13 protein-coding genes are annotated in these 22,815 nt (G+C 72.9%); 3 read left to right on the top strand and 10 right to left on the bottom strand.

Annotation, left to right across the window (positions count from 1 at the left end; genetic code table 11):
• Positions 1–54: 54 nt before the first annotated feature.
• From ACI2L3_RS22315 to ACI2L3_RS22295, 5 genes are all read right to left on the bottom strand, one after another.
• Positions 55–1,458 (bottom strand): dipeptidase, encoded by a 1,404-nt coding sequence (locus ACI2L3_RS22315; RefSeq protein WP_404754125.1) that lies wholly within the window; start codon positions 1,456–1,458, stop codon positions 55–57.
• Between the two features lie 10 nt (positions 1,459–1,468).
• Complete coding sequence (locus ACI2L3_RS22310; protein WP_404754124.1) at positions 1,469–5,056, bottom strand: UvrD-helicase domain-containing protein; 3,588 nt, start codon at positions 5,054–5,056, stop codon at positions 1,469–1,471.
• Between the two features lie 83 nt (positions 5,057–5,139).
• Positions 5,140–5,841: a hypothetical protein gene (locus ACI2L3_RS22305; protein ID WP_404754123.1), complete on the bottom strand. Its 702-nt coding sequence runs from the start codon at positions 5,839–5,841 to the stop codon at positions 5,140–5,142.
• Positions 5,842–5,982: 141 nt separating this feature from the next.
• Complete coding sequence (locus ACI2L3_RS22300; protein WP_404754122.1) at positions 5,983–9,579, bottom strand: ATP-dependent helicase; 3,597 nt, start codon at positions 9,577–9,579, stop codon at positions 5,983–5,985.
• 167 nt (positions 9,580–9,746) lie between these two features.
• Complete coding sequence (locus ACI2L3_RS22295) at positions 9,747–10,124, bottom strand: MGMT family protein (protein WP_404754383.1); 378 nt, start codon at positions 10,122–10,124, stop codon at positions 9,747–9,749.
• 164 nt (positions 10,125–10,288) lie between these two features.
• Here ACI2L3_RS22295 and ACI2L3_RS22290 point away from each other — a divergent pair, with 164 nt between their 5' ends.
• The 3 genes from ACI2L3_RS22290 (at position 10,289) to ACI2L3_RS22280 (ending at position 16,360) form a co-directional block, all read left to right on the top strand.
• Positions 10,289–13,072: a lysylphosphatidylglycerol synthase domain-containing protein gene (locus ACI2L3_RS22290; protein ID WP_404754121.1), complete on the top strand. Its 2,784-nt coding sequence runs from the start codon at positions 10,289–10,291 to the stop codon at positions 13,070–13,072.
• An 81-nt stretch (positions 13,073–13,153) separates the two neighbouring features.
• Complete coding sequence (locus ACI2L3_RS22285) at positions 13,154–14,698, top strand: alpha/beta hydrolase (protein WP_404754120.1); 1,545 nt, start codon at positions 13,154–13,156, stop codon at positions 14,696–14,698.
• Between the two features lie 93 nt (positions 14,699–14,791).
• Entirely contained in the window at positions 14,792–16,360 is a 1,569-nt protein-coding gene (locus ACI2L3_RS22280) for an alpha/beta hydrolase (RefSeq protein ID WP_404754119.1), read from the top strand.
• A 45-nt stretch (positions 16,361–16,405) separates the two neighbouring features.
• Here the strand turns inward: ACI2L3_RS22280 and moeZ are convergent, their stop codons facing one another.
• From moeZ to ACI2L3_RS22255, 5 genes are all read right to left on the bottom strand, one after another.
• A complete protein-coding gene (moeZ, locus tag ACI2L3_RS22275; RefSeq protein ID WP_404754118.1) occupies positions 16,406–17,584 on the bottom strand; it encodes an adenylyltransferase/sulfurtransferase MoeZ in 1,179 nt (392 codons plus the stop codon).
• Between the two features lie 63 nt (positions 17,585–17,647).
• Positions 17,648–18,397 (bottom strand): spherulation-specific family 4 protein, encoded by a 750-nt coding sequence (locus ACI2L3_RS22270; RefSeq protein ID WP_404754117.1) that lies wholly within the window; start codon positions 18,395–18,397, stop codon positions 17,648–17,650.
• The gene (locus ACI2L3_RS22265; protein WP_404754116.1) at positions 18,385–19,344 is read right to left on the bottom strand and encodes an NAD-dependent epimerase/dehydratase family protein; all 960 of its coding nucleotides are present in this window, start codon (positions 19,342–19,344) and stop codon (positions 18,385–18,387) included. The genes ACI2L3_RS22270 and ACI2L3_RS22265 overlap by 13 nt, the downstream gene beginning before the upstream one ends.
• A 162-nt stretch (positions 19,345–19,506) precedes the next feature.
• Positions 19,507–20,871 carry a hypothetical protein gene (locus ACI2L3_RS22260; RefSeq protein ID WP_404754115.1) on the bottom strand — a complete coding sequence of 455 codons (1,365 nt, stop codon included), beginning with the start codon at positions 20,869–20,871 and terminating at the stop codon, positions 19,507–19,509.
• Positions 20,868–22,610, bottom strand: a complete 1,743-nt coding sequence (locus tag ACI2L3_RS22255) for a DUF3492 domain-containing protein (protein ID WP_404754114.1) — start codon at positions 22,608–22,610, stop codon at positions 20,868–20,870. The genes ACI2L3_RS22260 and ACI2L3_RS22255 overlap by 4 nt, the downstream gene beginning before the upstream one ends.
• Positions 22,611–22,815 lie beyond the last annotated feature (205 nt).

Here is a 22,815-nt window from a genome sequence, read left to right as displayed (position 1 = left end):
CTCCCCCGATGGATTGGGTGGTGCGGCGGGACGGGTGCGGCGGGCCGGCGGCTGTCAGTGTGCATCGCGCCAGTTCTCCGCAAGGTCGCCCCACAGGTAAGCGGTCGTCTCGACGCCCTTGAGCAGCAGGTCGATCTCGACCTTCTCGTTCGGCGCGTGCCAGCCGTCGGAGGGGACGGAGATGCCGAGGAAGAGCACGGGCGCGCCGAGGACGTCCTGGAGGTCGGCGGCCGGGCCCGAGCCGCCCTCGCGCGTGAAGCGGATCTTCTGCTCGAAGGCGCGGCCCATCGCGCGCACGACGGACTGCAGGGCGGGGTGGTCGAGCGGGGTCAGGCACGGGCGCGTGGCGGCGGCGAAGGTGACCGTGTGGCGGATGCCGGCGGGGACGCGGTCGGCGACCCAGGCGCGCACGGCCTTCTCCACGCGGTCGGGGTCCTGGCCGGCGACCAACCGGAAGGACAGCTTCACCAGGGCGGACGACGGGATGATCGTCTTGCTGCCCACTCCCTGATAGCCGCCACCGATGCCGTTGACCTCGGCGGTGGGGCGGGCCCAGATGCGCTCCAGGGTGGTGTGCCCGGCCTCGCCCCGGGTGCCGTGCGACTTGGCCGCGCTCAGCCAGCGCCCCTCGTCGAAGGGCAGCTCGGCGAAGAGTTCGCGCTCGCGGTCGGTGAGCTCGACGATGCCTTCGTAGAAGCCGGGGATCGCCACGCGCGCGTGCTCGTCGTGGAGTGCGGCGACGAGGCGGGCGACCTCGGTGGCGGGATTCGGCACGGCGCCGCCGAAGGAGCCGGAGTGGATGTCCTGGTCGGGGCCGTACAGCTGGATCTCGCACTCGGCGAGGCCGCGCATGCCCGTGCAGACGGTCGGGGTGTCCTCCGACCACATGCCGGTGTCCGAGACGATCACCGCGTCGGCGGCGATGCGGTCCTTGTGGGCCTCGACGAGTGCCCGGAAGTGCGGGGAGCCGGACTCCTCCTCGCCCTCGACGAGCAGCTTGAGGTTGACCGCGGGTGCCGTGCGGCCGGTGGCGGCGAGGTGGGCCCGGACGCCGAGGGTGTGGAAGAACACCTGGCCCTTGTCGTCGGCGGCCCCGCGCGCGTGGAGGCGCTTGCCCTGAATGACGGGCTCGAAGGGGTCCGTGTGCCAGCCGTCCTCGCGGGCCGCGGGCTGGACGTCGTGGTGGCCGTAGACGAGCACGGTGGGTGCCTGCGGGTCGTCGGAGGGCCACTCGGCGAAGACGGCGGGCGCACCGGGCGTCTCCCAGACCTCCGCGGTCGGGAAGCCGGTCTTCTTGAGCGCTGTGGCGAGCCAGTCCGCGCTGCGGCGCACGTCCCCGGCGTGGTCGGGCTGGGCCGACACGGACGGGATGCGCAGCCACTCGGCGAGGTCGTCGAGGAAGGCGGCGCGGTGGTTCTCGATGTACGTGCGGACGGCGTTGTCCGGTGTCTCGCTCATGGTCACGAGCCTATCCGCCATCCGGGGCGGGCTCGTCCGGCGGCTCGTCACCCGGGACGCCTGCCGGTTCCTCCAGCAGGAGGCGTTCCAGCCGGTCGCGGCCCGGCAGGTCCCTCGGGCGGGCGACCTCCCCGCTGCGTACGTAGAGGAAGGCGGCCTTCACCGACTCCAGGGGGACGCCCTGCTGCTCGGCCCAGGCGAGGCGGTAGACGGCGAGCTGGAGGGGGTCGGCGGTGCGGGTGCGGCTGGTCTTCCAGTCGACGATCTCGTACGTCGTGTCGGCGCCGTCGCCTTCCTTGTAGACGGCGTCGATGCGGCCCCTGATGACGCGGCCCGCGATCACGAACTGGAAGGGCACCTCGACGCGGTAGGGCGCTCGGTGGGCGTACTCGGTGCGTTCGAAGGCTTCCTTGAGGGCTTCGAGGTCCCGCTCGTCGGCGATCTCGGCCTCGTCGGGTCCGCCGCCGGGCAGCTCCTCCGGGGAGAGCATCGGCAGGGTGAGCTCCTCGAAGCGGGTTTCGATCCAGGCGTGGAAGCGGGTGCCGCGGCGGGCCGCGGGCTGCGGCGGGCGCGGCATGGGCCGGGCGAGGTCCCGTGCGAAGCCCTCGGGATCGGCGGCCAGGCGCATCAGCTCGGACGCGGTGAGCGAGGGCGGCACGGGCACGTCCCTGACGGCTTCGCGGGCACGCAGGAGCTCTCCGGTCAGGGCGTCCAGATCGCGGTCCCAGGAGGCGAGGGTGCGGGCCTCCTCCGGAGTGAGGCGGGGGCCGGGCTGCTCCGGGGCGGGGCGGCTGTCCGGGACGCGGTCGGCGGGGTGCGGGCGGGCGTCGGGCGCGGGGGCGGGGTGCGGCACGCGTGCGTGGCCGTCACCGCCCGGTGCGTCCGCGGGGTGCGGGGCCGCCGGGCGCTCGGTGGCCAGCGAGTCCCAGTCCGCCGGGTCGGCGTCGGGGACGCCGAGGTCGTCGTAGGGAGGTTCGTCGTCCTCCGGAGAGGGTGGCCATTCGGGGTCGGCGGCCGGGGGCACGTCGTCGTGCGCCGACGGGTGGGTCTCTTCGTGGGAGCGGGCGGGCTCCGGTGTGCCCTCTCCCGTCAGGCGGTCCAGGTGGGCGAGGACCGTCTGTGCGGCGGCGCGGCGGCGGGCCAGGGAGGCGTCGTCCAGCGGGAGGGGCCATGCCTGGTCGGCGGTCGCCTCGTGGAGCGCGGGGTTCTCCTCGTCCTCGGCCGGCGCGTCCGCCCAGGCCTCGATCTCGCCGTGGCCCGCCGCGCAGTGGTCGTGCAGGGCCTGGAGGAAGTCGGAGGGGCCGCGCGGCTTCTTCTGGGAGGGGCCCCACCAGTGGCCCGAGCCGAGCAGCAGGGAGCGGGGGCGCGTGAACGTCACGTACCCGAGGCGGAGCTCCTCGGTGCGCTGGTGGTCCTTCATCTCTTCGTGGAAGGCCTTCATGCCCTTGGCGTCCCACGTGTCGATGTCGGGCAGCGTGGCCGCGTCGCCCCGCAGCTCGTGCGGGACCACCTTGGCCTGAGCGGTCCACTTCTCGCGGCCCTGGGCGCTGGGAAAGGTGCCGTTGACCAGGCCGGGGACGGCGACGACGTCCCACTCCAGGCCTTTGGACTTGTGGGCGGTGAGCACCTTGACGGTGTTCTCGCCGCCCGGCAGGGCGTTGTCGAGACCCTTCTCGTACTGGGCGGCGGTGCGCAGGAAGCCGAGGAAGGCGAGGAGCGACGCGCCGCTGTCGTTGGCGGCGAAGGAGGCGGCGACGTCCAGGAAGTTGGAGAGGGTCTCGCGGCGGCGGGCCGCCAGGGCGCCCGGTGACGCGGAGAGCTCCACCTCCAGGCCGGTCACGGCGAGCACGCGGTGCAGCACGTCCATCAGCGGGTCGGCCAGTGACCGGCGCAGCTCGCGCAGTTCCGCGGCGAGCCGGGCGAAGCGCACCCTGGCCTCCGCCGAGAAGGGCAGCCCGTCGTCCGCTCCGGAGGCGGCGTTCGGGTCGAGGGGGGACTCCAGGAACGTGTCCAGCGCGTCCGCGAGCGATATCACCTCGGCCGGGTCGACGCCCTCGACGGCTTCGGCGAGGCGGCGGTCCGGGTCGTCGGGGGCGGCGTGCCCGGGGCGGACGAGGAGGCGGGCCCTGCGGCCCAGGAGGGCGAGGTCGCGGGCGCCGATGCGCCAGCGCGGGCCGGTCAGGAGCCGCACCAGGGAGGCGTTGGCCCCCGGGTCCTGGAGGACTTCGCAGACGGCGACGAGGTCGGCGACCTCGGGGAGGTGCAGCAGTCCGGAGAGGCCGACGACCTCCACCGGGATGTCGCGGGCGACCAGCGCGGACTGGATCTCGGCGAAGTCCGTGGCCGTGCGGCACAGGACGGCGATCTCGCCGGGCGCCTTGCCGGTGCGGACGAGGTGGCCGATCGAGTCGGCGAGCCAGTCGATCTCCTCGGCGTGCGTGCGCAGGAGGGCGCAGCGCACCACGCCGTCGCGCTCGGCGCCCGGCGCGGGCCGCAGGGCCTCCACGCCCGCGTGCATGGCGCGCAGGGGCTCCGCGAGGCCGTTGGCGAGGTCGAGGAGGCGGCCGCCGCTGCGGCGGTTCTCGCTGAGCGCGTGGCGGGTGGCGGGGCGGCCGTCCGCGTACGCGAAGTGGTCGGGGAAGTCGTCGAGGTTGGCCACGGAGGCGCCGCGCCAGCCGTAGATGGCCTGGCAGGGGTCGCCGACCGCGGTCACCGGGTGGCCCGTGCCGCCTCCGAAGAGGCCGGACAGGAGGATGCGCTGGGCGACCGACGTGTCCTGGTACTCGTCGAGGAGGACGACGCGGAACTCGTCCCGGAGGATCTCGCCGACCTCCGCGCGGGTGCGGGCCAGCGTCGCGGAGAGGGCGATCTGGTCGCCGAAGTCGAGGAGGTCGCGGGAGCGCTTCGCCGCGCGGTACCGCTCGACGAGCTCGGCCAGTTCGAGCCGGGCCGCGGCCGTCTCGGGGACCTTGCGCAGGTCGGCGTTGGTGAGCTTCACGCCTTCCAGGGCCCGCAGCAGTTCGCCGTCGTACGCGCGGAGCCGCTCGGGCCGCACGAGGTGTTCGGCGAGCTCGCTGTCGAGGGCGAGGAGGTCGCTGACGAGGTCGGGGAAGGAGCGGGTCAGCGCGGGGTAGGGACCGGGCGCCTCGCGCAGCACGCGCGCGGCGAGCTGGAAGCGGGTGGCGTCGGCGAGGAGGCGGGAGGTCGGCTCCAGGCCGATGCGCAGGCCGTGGTCGGTCAGGAGGCGGCCCGCGAAGGCGTGGTACGTGGAGATGACCGGCTCGCCCGGCGGGTTGTCCGGGTCGACCGCGTCGGGGTCGGTGACGCCCGCCCTGATCAGCGCCTGGCGCACGCGCTCGGCGAGCTCTCCCGCCGCCTTGTTCGTGAACGTCAGGCCGAGGACCTGCTCCGGGGCGACCTGGCCGGTGCCGACCAGCCACACCACGCGGGCCGCCATCACCGTCGTCTTGCCCGACCCCGCTCCGGCCACGATCACCTGCGGGGCGGGCGGCGCGGTGATGCAGGCCGTCTGCTCCGGGGTGAACGGGATGCCGAGGAGCTCTTTGAGCTGCTCGGGGTCGGTGATGCGAGGTGACACGTCAGAGAGGCTAGCGGTGGCCACTGACAACCGGGGCGGACCCGGATGCGAGCGGCCACCGTCCGCTCTAGGGAGGCGTGGGGTCAGGAACCCGCGGCCAGCTTCTTCGGGTCGACGACCTCACTGGCCGGCGGGGCCTTGACCTCGACGCTCTTGCCGTAGTCGCTGAACGTCACGGTTCCGGGGCCGTCGCTGCCCTTGTTCACGACCTTCAGGAAGTACGGCTTGCCCTCCAGGGCGACGTAGAAGGTGGTGGTCTCGTCGCCCTTCTTGCGCGTCAGGACGGCCGCCTTCGCGCCGCCGACCTCGGCGTCGTCCTCACGCTTCAGCTTCTTGAGGTTCTTGTTGCTGAACATGTCGTCCGGGTTGCAGACGGCCTTGCCGCCCTTGTTGGGCTGCTTCACCCAGCGGCCCTTGAGGAGCTCGGCGGTGGCGCCGCCGCCGGTGGCCTCCCAGAACTTGTCGTCACCCTTGGAGTAGGAGAACTCGCCGGCGGACAGGAACTCGGCCTTCCCCTTCTCGGCCGAGCCCATCGTGCCCTTGCAGTCGCCGGACTCCGCGACCGCGAACTCGATGTCGCTCACCTGGCCGCTCTGCTTCATCTGGCCCTTCATCCGGTAGGACCCGGCGTCCTTGGACGCCTTGGAGGCCTTCTCGGCGATCTTGTCGGCGCTCATGCCGTCGAAGGGGTCCTTGTCGCCGCCGTCGCTGCTGCAGCCCGTGACGCCGATGATGGCAGCGGCACAGGTGACGGCCACTGCCAGGAGCTTCCGGTTGGCTGCCATATACGCGCATCTCCTCGAAAAGGTGCACCTTCAGCCGGTGCACAGGATGTCTTTACGGAGACTTTAGATCGCTCCGGAGGCTGCTATGTGCCCGGGTGACGCGTCGTGACAATCGCCACGGGTGGTGCGGGCGTGCCGGAGTCACTCCACCACGTGGCGGCCCTCCGGGCGTGCGCTGCACGAGGCGCGGAAGGCGCAGTGCGTGCAGTGCTGGCCCGTGGTGGGCGTGAAGCGTTCATCGAGGACCTTGCCGGCGGCCGTCGCGAGGAGGTCGCCGATCCATTCTCCGGAGAGCGCCTCCTGGGCCTGCACCTTCGGGAGGGTCTCGCCGCCGTTCTTCTTGGCGGCGCCCTGGCGCAGCTGCACCAGTTCGGCGCCGCCGGGTTCGGGACGTACTCCTTCGAAGAGTTCGTCCGCAGCACCCTCGCGGATCGCCAGCTGGTAGACGGCGAGCTGCGGATGGCGGGCGACCTCGGCGGCGGTCGGGGACTGCTTGCCGGTCTTGAAGTCGACTACGTAGGCACGGCCTTCGGCGTCCTGTTCGATGCGGTCCATGGAGCCGCGTACGCGTACTTCGTAGGGACCGGCTTCCAGGGTCACGTCGAAGCCGTGCTCGCTGGCGACGGGGGTGCGGCTCGCGCGGTCCATCACATGCCACTGGAGGAAGCGCTCCAGCGCCACGCGCGCGTGCTCCTTCTCCTGCGCCGACTTCCAGGGCGCGTCGAACGCGAGCGCGTCCCACACCGAGTCGAGGCGTTCCATCAGGACGGCGAGGTCGGCGGGGGTGCGTCCGGAGGCCACCTCGTCGGCCAGGACGTGCACCACGTTGCCGAAGCCCTGGGCGGCGGTCGCGGGTGCGTCGGCCTTCACCTCGCGGCCGAGGAACCACTGCAGGGAGCAGGTGTTGGCGAGCTGGTCGAGGGCGCTTCCGGAGAGCACGACGGGCTTGTCGCGGTCCCGCAGGGGGACCTCGCTAGCCGTCGGCTCGTACATGCCCCACCAGCGGTAGGGGTGTGCGGCCGGCACCAGCGGACGGCCGTCGGCGTCGCTGAGCGCGGCGAGGCGGGCCAGGCGCTGGGCCGCAGCCTCGCGCAGGGTGTCGGAGACCCGCGGGTCGACGGTGGTGGCGCGCAGCTCGGCGACGAGGGCGGCGACGGACAGGGGGCGGCGCGGGCGGCCCGTTATGTCCTTCGGTTCGACGCCGAGTTCGGTGAGGAAGCGGGACGGCTGGTCGCCGTCGTCCGCCGGGGCCTTCACGGCGGTCACGACGAGGCGTTCACGCGCGCGCGTGGCGGCCACGTAGAACAAGCGGCGCTCTTCGGAGAGGAGCGCTCCGGGGCTGAGCGGTTCGGCGAGGCCGTCCCGGCCGATGCGGTCGGCCTCCAGGAGGGAACCGCGGCGGCGCAGGTCGGGCCAGAGGCCCTCCTGGACGCCCGCGACCACGACGAGCCGCCACTCCAGGCCCTTGGAGCGGTGCGCCGTCATCAGGCGTACGGCGTCGGGGCGTGCCGCCCGGCGCGTGAGGGTGTCCGCGGCGATGTCCTGCGCCTCGGTCTCCTCCAGGAAGTTGAGGGCACCGCGTCCGCCCGTGCGCTCCTCCGCGCGGGCCGCCGCGGCGAACAGGGCGCACACCGCGTCGAGGTCGCGGTCGGCGTTGCGGCCGGCCGCGCCGCCGCGGCGCGCGGTGCGCTCCAGGCGCCTTGGCCACGGCGTGCCGTCCCACAGCTCCCACAGCGCCTCCTCGGCGGTGCCGCCGCCCGCGAGGCGCTCACGGGCCTTGCGGAGCAGCGCGCCGAGCCGCTGGGCGCCGCGGGCGTACGTCGGATCGTGTGCGACGAGCCGCTCCGGCTCGGCGAGGGCGCGGGCCAGGAGTTCGTCGGAGGGCGGCGGCAGGTGGTTGCCCGCCGCGCGCTCCTCCTCGCGCAGGGCGCGGCCCAGGCGGCGCAGGTCGGCGGCGTCCATGCCGGCCAGGGGCGAGGTGAGGAGGGCGAGGGCGGTCTCGGTGTCGAGCCAGCTGGGGGCGGCTGATTCGGGGTTGGGGGTGGTGGCTTCGGGAGCGGCGGCTTCCGGAGCGGCGGCTTCGGGAGCGGCGGCTTCCGGAGCGGCGGCTTCGGGGGCGACCGCACCGGAGGCAGTGCTCTCAGCGGTCTCTTCGGAGAGCGCGACTACGGAGGTGTCCGCCCCAGTTCCGCCCGCCTCAGTTCCCTCAGCCCCAAGCCCCTCCGCCTCAGTTCCGTCCGCCTCAGAGACGTTCCCTCCGGAAACCCCCGCCTCACGCTCCTCCACCCCAGAGGGCTCCCCCCCGGACTCCGGCTCACCCCCAGAAGCCTCCGCGTCGACCGCCGTCGCCACCACCCGAAGCGCCGTCAGGAGCGGTGTCACCGCCGGCTCGTGGCGCAGCGCGATGTCGTCGCCGTCGATCTCCAGGGGGACACCGGCCGCGCTGAGGCTGCGGCGGACCGCGGGGATCGTGCGGGCGCCGGCGCGGACCAGGACCGCCATCTCTCCCCAGGGGACGCCGTCCTCCAGGTGCGCGCGGCGCAGGATGTCCGCGATGTTGTCGAGCTCCGTACCGGCCGTCGGGTACGTGTACACCTCGACGCCGCCGCCGTCCCTGACCGGCGACAGTTCCCGGTGGGCCCGTACCTTCTCGGCGGGCAGCCGGGTCAGCGGCATGCGCCGGGTGAGCAGCCGGGTGGCAGCGAGGAGACCCGCGCCCGACCTGCGGGACGTCGTCAGGACCTCGACCGGCGCCGGGCTGCCGTCGGCGCGCGGGAAGTCGTGCGGGAACTCCAGGATGCCGTTCACATCGGCGCCCCGGAAGGTGTAGATCGACTGGTCGGGGTCGCCGAAGGCGACGAGCGTGCGGCCGCCGCCGGCCAGCGCGTGCAGCAGCCGTACCTGGGCGGGGTCGGTGTCCTGGTACTCGTCCACGAAGACCGCGTCGTACCGCGCGCCGAGCTCGCGCGCCACCTCGGGGCGGCGCGCGAGCAGCACCGCGCGGTGCACCAGTTCCGCGTAGTCGAGCACTCCTTGCAGGTCGAGTACGTCCAGGTACTCGGCGAGGAAGGCCGCCGCCGCGCCCCAGTCGGGCCGGCCGCTGCGGCGGGCGAAGGCCTCCAGGGCGTCAGGGCCGAGGCCCAGCTCACGGCTGCGGGCGAGCACGGCACGGACCTCGTCGGCGAAGCCCCGGGTGGTGAGGCAGGCGCGCAGCTCGTCCGGCCAGCGGATGTGCCCGCGGCCCTCCTGCGCGAGGTCGATCTGGCCGGCGAGCAGTTCACGTACCGCCACGTCCTGTTCGGGTCCCGACAGGAGCCGCAGCGGCTCCACGAACAGCTCGGCGTCCTGGTGGGCGCGGACAAGGGCGTAGCAGAAGGAGTGGAACGTGGTGGCCTGCGGGGCACGCGCCGCCCCGATGCGCAGCGCCATGCGGTCGCGCAGCTCCACCGCGGCCTTGCGGCTGAAGGTGAGGACCAGGATCCGCGCGGGGTCCCCGCCCCGGGCGACCCGCGCGGCGACGGCCTCCACAAGGGTGGTCGTCTTGCCCGTGCCGGGCCCCGCCAGGACCAGCAGCGGACCCCCCTTGTGGTCAACCACACGCCGCTGACCTGCGTCCAAGCGAGGGGGGTCCGACGGAGTCGGCGGTGTACGCACCAGTCGGTAGGCATCCCGGGTCCCCTGTCGCACCTGGTGGTGCGGCGGGTGCCCGATGTGCCGAGTGGAAGAAGGGGAGCTCACGTGGGTCGCCGGTCCTGGTGGGTGTGCTGGTCGAAGAGCGGCTGCGCGATGGCCGCGGGGTGAAGGGGATGCGTGCTGTCGACGCTACGCCAGTGGGCGCGGAGGACGCGTGGCTTCCCCCGTACGGGCCATCGGTCCCCCGCCGGTCCGCCGGATGCCGGAAGCTGTCAGGTGTGAGCTCCCGCGCCGCCCGCCCGGCCGTCCGCGCCGCCCGCCCCGCCGTCCCACCGGGCCCGCCGCATGTCGAGCTTCGGAACGTGCCCCTGGGCGGTGCGCGACGCCCGGCGCAGCGGAGTGCCCTCCTCGCGGTACCGCTCCAGGGCACGCAGTTCGTGGCCCGCCAGCAGCACGCCGTCCGAGCGCACCACGCGCCACCACGGAACGCCTCCTCCGTAGAGGGCCATCACGCGTCCGACCTGTCGTGGGCCGCCCTCCTCCAGCCACTCGGCGACGTCCCCGTAGGTCATCACCCGACCCGGAGGGATCAGCTCCGCGACCTCCAGGACCCGTTCCGCGTACTCCGGCAACTCGCTCATCCGGACCATCCTGCCGTACCCCACCGACATGGTGACGGGCTCGGCACAGAGCGTGCCCCGGCCCGCGCGACGGGGCGCAAAGTGTCGTTTCGTGACCACTTCGCAGCCTTGCGTTGCCCCCTGATGCCTCCCTCCCGGACCGAGACATGCCACCATCGTGCGGGCGGTGACTGGTGATACGAGATCAAGAAGAGACGACGGAGCGGCAGGGCGTGCATCCCGATGAGAAGGCGGGCACCTCTGCGTCCGAGTCGCGCCCGGACACCGGTGAGCACCCCCTGAACAGCGAAAAGAACGAGAAGCAAGGCGTCGGGGACGACCTCGCGCAGGGCGCGGGCTGCTCCGACGACGGGGCCCACGCCGACCGTGTCGCCGGCGACGAGCCGCTCCTCGCCGCGCGCGTGCACCGCCCCTCGGACCTCATGCGGCTCCTCGTCGGCGTCCTCGCCATCGCGGTGCTGCTGGCCATCGCCGCGTTCGCACATGGCACGACGTCCGGGCTCGAACAGGACATCGACAAGGGCACCGAGCAGGCGCCCGATCTGTTGATCAAGGTCGCGGGACTGGTCGCCAGCATCGGTGTGCTGCTCGTCCCCGTCGCCTTCGCGATCGAGCGGCTGATCAAACGGGACGGGCTCCGCATCGCGGACGGCGTGCTGGCGGCCGTGCTCGCGCACGGTGTGACGCTGGCCACCGACCTCTGGGTCGCGAAGGCCGCCCCCGGCTCCATCCAGGACGCGCTGACCAAGCCGTCCCCGGCCGACCTCCACGCGTTCACCGATCCGGTGCACGGCTACCTCGCGCCCGTCATCGCGTACATGACGGCCGTCGGCATGTCCCGCAGACCGCGCTGGCGCCTGGTGCTCTTCGTGGTGCTGCTGCTCGACGCGTTCACGATGCTCGTCACCGGCTACACGACGCCGTTCTCGATCATCCTCACGGTGCTCATCGGCTGGGCCGTGGCGTACGGAACGCTCTACGCGGTCGGCTCGCCGAACGTACGGCCGACCGGCCAGACCCTGCTCGTGGGCCTGCGGCACGTCGGCTTCCACCCGGTGAGCGCCGCCCGCGAGGACGCCGCGGACAGCGAGCACGGCGACCGCGGCCGCCGCTATTTCGTCACCCTGGAGGACGGCCCGCCCCTCGACGTCACGGTCATCGACCGCGAGCAGCAGGCGCAGGGCTTCTTCTACCGCGTCTGGCGCAGGCTCACCCTGCGGGGCATCACCCAGCGGCGCAGCCTGCAGTCGCTGCGCCAGGCCCTGGAGCAGGAGGCCCTGCTCGCGTACGCGGCCATCGCGGCCGGGGCGAACGCGCCCAAGCTGATCGCCACCTCCGAGCTCGGCCCCGACGCCGTGATGCTCGTCTACGAGCACACGGGCGGCCGCACCCTCGACTCGCTGCCGGACGAGGCCGTCACCGACGAACTGCTGTGCGACACCTGGCGGCAGGTGCAGGCGCTGCAATCACGCCGTATCGCGCACCGCAGACTCGCGGGCGACGCGATTCTGGTGGATCGTTCCGGCACCGTGATCCTCACGGACCTGCGGGGCGGTGAGATCGCCGCGGGCGACCTGGTCCTGCGCATCGACATCGCCCAGCTCCTGACCGCCCTCGGCCTGCGGGTGGGCGCCGAGCGCGCGGTCGCCGCCGCCGTCGAGGTCCTCGGCCCGGACGCGGTGGCCGACTGCCTGCCGCTGCTGCAGCCCATCGCCCTCACCCGCTCCACCCGCTCCACCCTGGCCAGGCTGGCCCGGGAACGGTCCCAGCGCGAGCGTGAGGCCGTCCTGGAGGCCTCCCGCAAGTCCCGGCAGAGCGTGCGCGCCGAGGTGGCCGGGGACGGCCGCACGGACAAGCAGTCCTCGAAGCAGGAGAAGCAGGCGGCCAAGCAGGAGCGGCAGGCCGAGAAACAGGCCATAGACGACGCCCTGGAGCAGGCCCGCGAGGAGGATCTGCTCACCCAGATCCGCCACCAGGTGCTGCTCATCCGCCCGACGGCGCCGGTCGAGCCGGCGCAGCTGGAGCGGATCAGGCCGCGCACGCTGATCAGCTTCATCGCCGGTGCCATCGGCGCCTACTTCCTGCTGTCGCAGCTCACCCACGTCGAATTCGGCACGCTCTTCCAGGAGGCGGAGTGGGGCTGGGTGGCGGCGGCCGTCGGTTTCTCCGCGCTGAGCTACTTCGCCGCCGCGATGAGCCTGCTCGGCTTCGTGCCGGAGCGGGTGCCGTTCCTGCGGGCGGTGGCGGCGCAGGTCGCCGGGTCGTTCGTGAAGATCGTGGCGCCCGCGGCGGTCGGCGGTGTCGCGCTGAACACCCGGTTCCTCCAGCGGTCCGGGGTGCGCTCGGGGCTCGCGGTGGCGAGCGTCGGCGCCTCGCAGCTCTTCGGACTCGGCTCGCACATCCTGCTGCTGCTGATCTTCGGCTATCTGACGGGTACGGAGAAGACGCCGTCGTTCACGCCGTCCCGCACCGTCATCGCCGGTCTGCTGTCGGTCGCGGTGCTCGTCCTCGTGGTGACCGCCATCCCGTTCCTGCGGAAATTCGTCGTCACGCGCGTGCGGTCGCTTTTCGCCGGTGTCGTGCCGCGCATGCTGGACGTGCTGCAGCGGCCGCAGAAGCTGCTCACCGGCATCGGCGGGATGCTGCTGCTCACCCTGATGTTCGTGCTCTGCCTGGACGCCTCGGTGCGGGCCTTCGGCAACGAACAGATGACGTCGCTGAGCCTCGCGAGCGTCGCGGTCGTCTTCCTCGCGGGCAATGCCCTGGGCTCGGCGGCGCCGACGCCCGGCGGTGTGGGCGCGGTCGAGGCGACGCTGACACTCGGCCTGATCGCGGTGGGTGTGCCCAAGGACGTGGCGGCGCCCGCGGTGCTGCTCTACCGGCTCCTGACGCTGTGGCTGCCGGTGCTTCCGGGGTGGCTGTTCTTCAACCACCTGACAAGGAAGGGGCTGCTCTGAGCCCCGGGCCCTGTGGCCGATTTCTCACCCACACGGCCCGCGCCCCGAGCGTCCCGCCTGCTCCCCCTTCAGGATGAGCACATGCCCACACACCAACCGCGCGCCACCGCGCTGGCCGCCGCCACCTTGCTGCTGTCCGCCACGCTCGCGGCGTGCGGCGGCAGCGACTCCAAGGACGAGGACCTGTCCGCTCAGAAGCTGAGCTGGAAGGACTGTCCCGCGCCCGCCGCCTCCGAGGGCGGCGGCGACGCCCCGTCCCCGCTGCCGGGCGGCGCGAAGTGGCAGTGCGCCACCATGAAGGCGCCTCTCGACTGGGCGAAGCCCAAGGGCGACACGGTCGACATCGCGCTGATCAAGGCGGCCGCCGGCGGTGACAAGGGGGACCGCATCGGCTCCCTCGTCTTCAACTTCGGCGGCCCGGGCGGCTCGGGCATCACCACGCTGCCCGCCTTCGGAGACGAGTACGCCAAGCTGCGCACCCGCTACGACCTGGTGAGCTTCGATCCGCGCGGCGTCGGCCGCAGCGCGGGCATCGAGTGCGAGGACGACGACAAGCTCGACACGTACTTCCAGCAGGACTCCACGCCCGACGACGAGGCCGAGAAGAAGAAGCTCGTCGACAACGTCAAGGCGTTCAACAGCGGCTGCGAGAAGAACGCCGGCGACACCCTCGCGCACGTCCGCACCACCGACGCGGCCCGCGACATGGACCTGATGCGCCAGGTCCTCGGCGACGACAAGCTGCACTACTTCGGCATCTCGTACGGCACCGAACTCGGCGGGGTCTACGCACACTTGTTCCCGAAGAAGGTGGGGCGGGCCGTCTTCGACGCGGTCGTCGACCCCACCGAGACCGCCGAACAGGGCTCGCGCGGCCAGGCCGAGGGGTTCCAGCTCGCGCTCGACAACTTCGCGAAGGACTGCACGTCGCAGGAGGCGGACTGCCCGGTCGGCGACACCGAGCAGGACGTCAAGGACCGGATCGCGAAGCTCCTGAAGGACCTGGACAAGAAGCCGATCACCGGCCTGCCGCCGCGCGAACTGACGCAGACCGCCGCGACCAACGGCATCGCGCAGTCCCTGTACTCCAAAGACTTCTGGCCCTACCTCACGCAGGGCCTCGAAGAGGCCTACGAGGGCGACGGCAAGATCCTGATGGCGCTCTCCGACTCGATGAACGGACGCAACGAGGACGGCGAGTACAGCAACATCCAGTCCGCAAACGTCTCCATCAACTGTGCCGACGACAAGGCGCGTTACAGCACGGAGTACGTCGAGAAGAAGCTCCCCGAGTTCCGGAAGGCCTCACCGCTGTTCGGTGACTATCTGGCGTGGGGCATGGTCGGGTGCACCGACTGGGCGGTCGAGGGCCAGGCCGACCACCCCGACGTGAGCGCCGAGGGCGCGCCGCCCATCGTCGTCATCGGCAACACCGGCGACCCGGCCACACCGTACGAGGGCGCCCGCAAGATGGCGCGGGCGCTCGGCAAGGGAGTCGGCGTCGAGCTGACGTACAAGGGCCAGGGCCACGGGGCGTACGACAGCAAGAACAAGTGCGTGCGGGACGCCGTGGACGGCTATCTGCTGGAGGGGAAGGTTCCGAAGGCGGGGACGGTCTGCTCCTGACCGCCCCGAAGCGCTGTCGGAACCGCCCCGAACCGCTGTCGGAGGCCCCGCCTACTATGGCCTGAACTGTCTTCCGAGGGGGGAAGCGCTTCTATGCAGCGTTTTGTACGGTCCGCGGCCATGGCCGCCGCGGGAGTGCTGGTGGCGGGCCTGGCCGCCGGCTGTGGCTCGTCCGACGACAGCGGGGACGGGAGCGACGGGAAGAACCCTTCGGCGAGCGCTCCCGAACCGCGGCCGAAGCCGGATCCCTCCTCGCCCCTGCCCGCCTCGCTGACCTCCCAGAAGCTGGACTGGAGCCGCTGCAAGGCACCCGAGGGAGGCAGCGCGCCGGGCGCCGAGTGGCAGTGCTCGACGCTCAAGGTGCCGTTGGACTACAACAAGCCGGACGCCGAGACCATCGGGATCGCCCTGATCCGCGCCAGGAGCACGGGCAAGGGCGACCGCATCGGCTCCCTCCTCTTCAACTTCGGCGGTCCCGGCGGCTCGGGCGTCTCCGGGCTCCCGTCCTTCGCCGACTCGTACGACGCGCTGCGCGAGCGGTACGACCTGGTGAGCTTCGACCCGCGCGGGGTCGCGGCGAGCGAGGGCGTGCGCTGCCGTGACGACAGGGCGACGCAGGCCGCCGAGAAGAAGGTCGACCTCACGCCGGACTCCGCGGCCGAAAAGGAGGCGTACTTCAAGGACGCCGCGGACTTCGGCGCGGGCTGCGAGCGCGGCTCGAAGAAGCTCATCGGGCACATCTCGACCGACGACGCCGCCCGCGACATGGACGTCATGCGCCAGGTCCTCGGCGACGACAAGCTGCACTACTTCGGTGTCTCGTACGGCACCGAACTCGGCGGCGTGTACGCACACTTGTTCCCGAAGAGGGTGGGCCGGGCCGTCTTCGACGCGGTCGTCGACCCGAGCGCGGACCCGATCGGCCACGCGGAGAACCAGGCGCGGGGCTTCCAGCGCGCCCTCGACAACTACTTCAAGTCCCGCGGCGAGGACCCGAAGGCGGGCTCCGCGAAGATAGAGAAGCTCTTCGACCGCCTGGACGCCGAGCCGATGCGCACCTCGGGCGACCGGAAGCTCACCGAGTCCCTCGCGCACACCGGCATCCTGGTCACCCTCTACAGCAAGCAGACCTGGCCCGCGCTGACCCGCGGCCTGGAGGACGCCGAGAAGGGCGACGGCTCGACCCTGCTCCAGCTCGCCGACGCGTACAACGAACGTGACGCTTCTGGGCGTTACAGCACGCAGAGCCACTCCCAGCGGGCGATCTCCTGCCTGGACGCCAAGGTGCGGACCACTCCGGAAGAGGCGGAGAAGCGCCTGGACCGGTTCCGGGAGATATCGCCGGTCTTCGGGGAGTTCCTGGGCTGGGACACGGCGGGCTGGTGCCACGAGTGGCCGGTGGCCGGGCTGCACGACTCCCCCGAGGTGAGCGCGCCCGGCGCCGCTCCCATCCTCGTCGTCGGCAACACCGGTGACCCGGCCACTCCCTACGAAGGTGCCCGCAAGATGGCGGACGAGCTCGGCAAGGGCGTCGGCGTCCACCTGACCTGGAAGGGCGAGGGCCACGGGGCGTACGGCAACGGCAGCGACTGCGTGGACGGCGCGATCGACACGTATCTGCTGGACGGCAAGGCGCCGAAGGACGGCAAGGTCTGCTCATGAAGAAAGGCCCCGCTCACCGAAGGTGAGCGGGGCCTCTTCAGCAGGTCAGTAGACCGGCTTCTCCGGCTCGATCTGGTGGACCCAGCCGATCACGCCGCCGCCCACGTGCACCGCGTCCGCGAAGCCCGCGGACTTCAGCACCGCGAGGACTTCCGCACTGCGGACACCCGTCTTGCAGTGCAAGACGATCTTCTTGTCCTGCGGCAGGTCCTGGAGGGCGGTGCCCATGAGGAACTCGTTCTTCGGGATCAGCTTGGCGCCGGGGATCGAGACGATCTCGTACTCGTTCTGCTCGCGGACGTCGATGATCTCGATCTTTTCGTCCGCGTCGATCCACTCCTTGAGCTGCTTGGGAGTGATCGTCGAACCGGCCGCCGCCTCCTGGGCCTCCTCGGACACGACGCCGCAGAAGGCCTCGTAGTCGATGAGCTCGGTGACGGTGGGGTTCTCGCCGCAGACCGCGCAGTCGGGGTCCTTGCGGACCTTGACCTGGCGGTACTGCATCTCCAGGGCGTCGTAGATCATCAGGCGGCCGACGAGCGGCTCGCCGATGCCCGCGAGGAGCTTGATGGCCTCGTTGACCTGGATGGAGCCGATCGACGCGCACAGCACGCCGAGCACGCCGCCCTCGGCGCAGGAGGGGACCATGCCGGGCGGCGGGGGCTCCGGGTAGAGGCAGCGGTAGCACGGGCCGTGCTCGCTCCAGAAGACGGACGCCTGGCCGTCGAAGCGGTAGATGGAGCCCCACACGTACGGCTTGTTGAGCAGCACGCACGCGTCGTTGACCAGGTAACGGGTCGCGAAGTTGTCGGTGCCGTCGACGATCAGGTCGTACTGGCTGAAGATGTCCATCACGTTGTCGGCCTCGAGCCGCTCTTCGTGCAGGACCACGTTCACGTACGGGTTGATGCCGAGGACCGAGTCCTTCGCGGACTCCGCCTTGGAGCGGCCGATGTCCGCCTGGCTGTGGATGATCTGGCGCTGCAGGTTGGACTCGTCGACCTCGTCGAACTCGACGATGCCGAGCGTGCCGACACCGGCCGCGGCCAGGTACATCAGCGCCGGCGACCCGAGGCCACCGGCGCCGACACACAGCACCTTGGCGTTCTTCAGCCGCTTCTGCCCGTCCATCCCGACGTCGGGGATGATCAGGTGGCGGGAGTACCTGCGAACCTCATCGACGGTGAGCTCGGATGCGGGCTCGACCAGGGGTGGCAGCGACACGGGGACTCCGTTGGTCGGTAATGCGGAACGGTTGTTCTGCAAGTAACACTGCCACGCCCTTCTTCATTCCGAGACACCTGTTCCGATACGCGAGACGATTTCGTCCCAGTACCCGGGCATGGACTCCCAGGGGTCACCCGGGCCGCCCCCGTCCACCCGGTCCGTGAAGTAGATCGTCGAGGCGCCCTGCCAGCGGGCGATGCGCAGCGCCTCGTCGAGATGTCCGCGCGGCATGCCGTGCACGAAGTGGCAGAAGTGCTCGGGCGGGTAGTCGGCGGTCCACTCGGCCACCTGCGACCAGCGGTAGTCGCTCCAGGGGCCGGCGAAGGTCACCAACTGGTCGCCCGTCTCGGCGTATCCGGGGTACGGGTGGGTGCCGTGGCCCAGCACGATGTGCGCGTCGTCGACCAGGGCGCGCAGGGTCGCGACCGTCCTGCGCACCTCCGGGAGCGCCGCCCGCCCGGTCGGGCAGCGGTCCAGGAGGAAGCCGTCGACCTGGTACCAGTCGAGGTAGCGGTGCGCGTCGGAGACCAGCTCGCCGAAGGAGCGGGCGCCGTACGTCGTGTCGAGGTGGCCGAGTACGCGGACGCCCGCGTTCCGCAGGCGGCCCGCCGCTTCCAGGCAGTGCGGGTCGGGCCGCTCCCCCGGACCGTTCGCCACATTCAGGACAACCCACTTCAAAGGGGTGCCGGGGCGGGCGAGCTGTGACCACTCGACGGGAGCGACGAGCGGGTGGGCGAAGCCGGGGATGCCGAAGCCGATGCGCACCTCGGTGCTCGCGGCGCCCCTTTTGGTCCTGGTCAGATGCGGCATGCGGCCTCCATCCAGATGTCGGCGAGTGACTCTTCGAGGTTGATGCGGGGCCGCCAGCCGAGCCGGTCGCGCGCGGTGCGCACGTCGGCCTGCTGCCAGCTGCCGCAGCCGTCCGGGTAGGGGTACGCGGCGGCGGCCGGCAGCCCGTGCTCCGATTCGCCCCGGGGGTGGCCGATGGATGCCCGCACTGGCACCTGGTCGAGTTCGTGCAGCGCTCCGCCGTACCCCGCGACGCGGGCAAGCACGGCGGCCGCGTCACGCAGACGTACGGCGCGGCCCGCGCCGATGTTCACGACGCCCTGCGCGGCGGAGAGCGAGGCGGCGTGCACGGCGCGCGCCACGTCGCGTACGTCGACGAAGTCCCGCTGCACGCCGAGCCCGCCGAGCTTGAGCTCGCCGTCCCCCGCCTGCATCGCGCGCCGCATGGCCTCCGCGAGCCGCCCGAGGGGCGATCCTGCGGGCGTGCCGGGCCCGGCGGGCGAGAAGACCCGCAGGACGACGGCGTCGAGCCCGGAGCCGAGCACCAGCTCGGTGGCGGCCAGCTTGCTGACTCCGTAGGGACCGCCGGGCCGGGGCACCGCGTCCTCGGCGGTCGACGAGCCCGGCTGGCTCGGCCCGTACTCCGCGCCGCAGCCCAGCTGCACGAGGCGCGCCCCGCAGCCGCTGCGCCGCAGGGCCTCGCAGATGGTGGCGACGGCGACGGTGTTGTGCCGGGTCAGGTCGCGGGCGCCGCCCCTGGTGGCACCGGCGCAGTTGATGACGACGCCCGGGTGCACGGCGTCCAGGAAGCGGGTGAGCGCGCCGGGGCTCCCGCTGGCGAGGTCGAACCGTACGTCCGAGTCGTCGCCGCGGCCGAGTGCGGTGAGCTGCACCGCCGGGTCGGCGAGCAGCCGGTCGGCGACGAACCGGCCGAGGTATCCGTTGGCTCCGATCAGCAGCACCCTCATCGGGCGCCTCCCGGGGTGGCCGCTCGGCGGCGGAGACGGCTGCGGGTGGTCATCTGTCTTTCTCCTTCAGGACGTTGCCGTGGTGCACGGGATCGGGCCCGCGGTGTCGGCCCCGCGGGAGAGTGGTCTGGTGGGTCTGTGGTCCGGGCCGCGGGCGCTGCCTCACGGCGCGTCGTCGTTCGGCGCGTCACGGGAACCGGCGTGGGCGGAGGCCAGGGTCAGGGTCCTGGCCGCGTGGACCAGGAGGACGAGGGCGGCGGCACCGCAGGCGGTGGCCGGTACGACACCGGGGCCCCACGCCTCGACGGCGCGCGTGACGGGCGCGGCCAGCGCGTCGCATCCGGGCAGCCGGCCCGCGAACACCAGCGCCGGCGCGGCCGCTTCAGCGGCACCGGCGGCGCCGAGCAGCAGGGCGGGGGCGCGTACGAAGCCGTGGACGCCGAGCAGCCGCGCGAGCAGCAGCAGCGCTCCGAGGGCGGCGGCACCGGCGAGGGCCGATGCGCCGCCGTCCGCGCTCGTCCCCGTCTTGCCGAGCAGCGCGTACGCCAGCGCGAGCACCGCCACGAGCGCCCCCAGGAAGAGGGCGAACACACCGAGCAGCAACGGCCTTACGGAGGCGGTGAATTCGGCGAGTCCGCGGCTGGTGGCGAGCCGCTTCCCGGCCCGTACCGCGAAGAGGCGAGCGCACCAGATCGCGGGCGCGACGGCCAGCGCGAGGCCGAGCAGCGTGGCGACCGCCGGGTCCCAGAGGTCGCCGGGCCCGTCCGGGTCCCCCGCGACGATGCCCTTGAGGAGGCCGTCGCCGAGAAGGGCGTACGCGAGGAGCCAGCACACCCACGCGCGCGTGGCGGGCGATCGAGGGGCGACGGTGCGCAACGGCCCGTACCGCAGGGCGATGTGCAGGGCCGCGCCCACGGCGAGCGCGCCGAGGGGCGCGAGCGCAAGGCGCGCGCTCCCCTCGCCGAGACCGAACCCGGGACCGAATCCGAGTCCGGCCACGGCTGCCGCGCACACGGCGCCGGGCAGCAGCGCGAACAGGGCCCAGCCGCGCGGCACTTCGGGTACCCCGTGTGCGCCCCGTCCCGTACCCACGTCGTCGGGAGCGGTGACGCCGGGCACGCGCGCGTACATCTCCTCGGCCAGTGCGAACACGTCCCGGTGCCGGAAGTTCGCGGCCACCCGGTCGGTAACGCCGTGCGCCTCCAGGCCCGCCGCGATCTCCAGCGGGTCGACGGCGCGCTCGCACAGGTCGCGGTGGCGGTGCATGAGGGCCTTCACGGGGTCGGCGGGGCCGCGCCTCGGAGGCTCGGCGGGGGCGGCAGCGCGCGAGGACGGTGCGCCACCACCGCCGTCACCGCTGTCGCGTCCGCCCTTGCCGCGCGCGTCCCACCCGCTGTCACCGTCGTCGTCACCGCTCAGCTCACCGAGCGCGCCCTCCCCGAACCCGGGAACCGATCCCCCGCCGACCAGCGAGGTCACCCCGGCCCCCGGCAGCTCGTCCCGCTTCATACGGCTCGTACGGCTCATACGGCGGCTCCCTTCAGCGGCTCCTGAGCCGGTTCCTCCGCGGCCCAGCTCGGCACCCCGCCGCCCTCGGCCCCCGGCTCCGCCCCGGATGCCGGGCCCACCGTGACCGCCCAGCGCCCCGGGAGATACGCCTCCGCCGGATGCGCGAACGGCACCGGTTCGCCCGCCTCGTTCACCGCGTCCCTGCGGACCGGGCAGTGCGAGACGATCTCCAGGTAAATGCTTCGAAACGCTGCGACGTTCTGCTCGACGGTGAAGAGCTCGAGCGCCCGTGCCCGCGCCGCCGCCCCCAGGCGCGCGCAGCGCGCGGGGTCGCGCAGGAGCGCCACGCACGCCTCCGCGAGCGCCCGCGGATCGCGCGGCGGCACGACGAGCCCCGTGCCGCCGATGACCTCCACCACCGCGCCGACGTCCGTCGAGACGGTCACGCGCCCGCAGAACATGGCCTCGACCAGGCCGGCCGGGAAGCCTTCGACGACGCTCGACAGGACGACGACGCCCGCGGAGGCGTACGCCTCGGTGAGTCCGGGCACGTCGGGCCCGCCGAGCTCCTCGAAGGAGACCGGGCCTGCGCCCACGGAGTGCGCGCCCTTCACCTCGTCGGGGAAGAGCTGGGCGGCGAGCGCCCGGCAGTGTGCGAGGTAGGCCAGGGCCTCGGGCCCCTCGGCGGGCGCCCCGACGACCCGCAGACGCGCCCCCGGCACCTTCCCGCGGATCTCCGCGAAGGCGTGGAGCAGCGAGACCAGGTCCTTGGCGGGCTCGATACGGCCGACCCACAGGAGGGTGTCGGGGTCGGCGGGGAAGTCGTCGTAGCCCCCCTCGCCGATCTCCGAGAAGCGGTCGGACTCCATGCCGGGGTGGACCGTGCGCAGCTTGGCGCGGTCGGCGCCGCAGCGCTCCTGCCAGCGCCGGGCATGGGTGTCGCCGGGGGTGATGAGCGTGGCCCGGCGGTAGACCTCGGCGGCGAGGAGGCCGTGGAAGGAGGCGAGCAGCGCCCGGGCCGTCGCGCCGAGGTCCGTGTCGCCCGAGGCGAGGTAGCGCGCGCGGAGCCGCACGTCGTACTCGGTGACGAGTAAGGGCACCCCGTCGAAGTGTCCGGCCAGTAGCCCCGGCAGCGCCGCGGGTCCCCCGGACGCGGCGTGGCAGAGGTCGACGGCGGCGAGGCCGTCGGCCCCGTACCAGTCGAGGGAGAGCGGCCGCAGCGCCCGCTCCATCAGGGCCGCGACGGTGAGCAGGTCGGGCACTCGCGCGGCGTGGGCGGCGCGCAGTGCGCCGGGCGCGCGGCAGGCGCTCTCCAGCGCCCGGACGGCGCACTCCGATCTCAGTGCGCCGACCAGACCGCCCTCGTCGCGGGCGAGTTCGGCGAGCCCGTACAGAGCGTTGCCGAAACGGTCCGCCACATCCCGGGGCGGGTCTGACGGCTTGGGTGGCTCGCACACCGCCCCCGCCAATTCTCCGAAGCATTCGGCGAACCTCCGCCGCGCCCGCCGTCCGCGGCCGCCACGGGGTCCCGCCGCGCGGAGCGCCTCGTCGTCGACGGTCCACAGCGGTGCCGTGCGCACCCGGGCGACCTGGGGCGGCAGTTCGACCCGGCCCCGCGCCTCCTGCCCCTCGCTGCGGCTGAGCGCGTAGATGTCGAACTCGTGCTGCCCGAGCCCCCGTACGAGCCGGTCGCACCAGAGCCTCGCCTCACCGCTCACATACGGATAGCCACCCTCCGTAAGCAGTCCGACGCGCACGAGCGCACCCCCGATCTCCCGTTCGGTGAGCCGCCGTTGGGCCGGCGGCTCGCAGCGGGACGAACGTATGCGGTCATGCGGGTGGGGGGGGGGGGGGGGGGGGGGGGGGGGGGCGCGGGCGGGGGGGGGGGGGGCGGGGGGGGGGGGGGGGGGGGGCGGGCGCGCGCGGGGGGGGGGGGCGGCGCCGCACGCGGGAACGTCGACG

The organism is Streptomyces sp. NPDC029674 (assembly GCF_044903205.1).
Classification (GTDB): Bacteria; Actinomycetota; Actinomycetes; order Streptomycetales; family Streptomycetaceae; genus Streptomyces.
The sequence above is the reverse complement of the archived record's forward strand: the minus strand, read 5'-3'. Positions and strand labels throughout refer to the sequence as shown.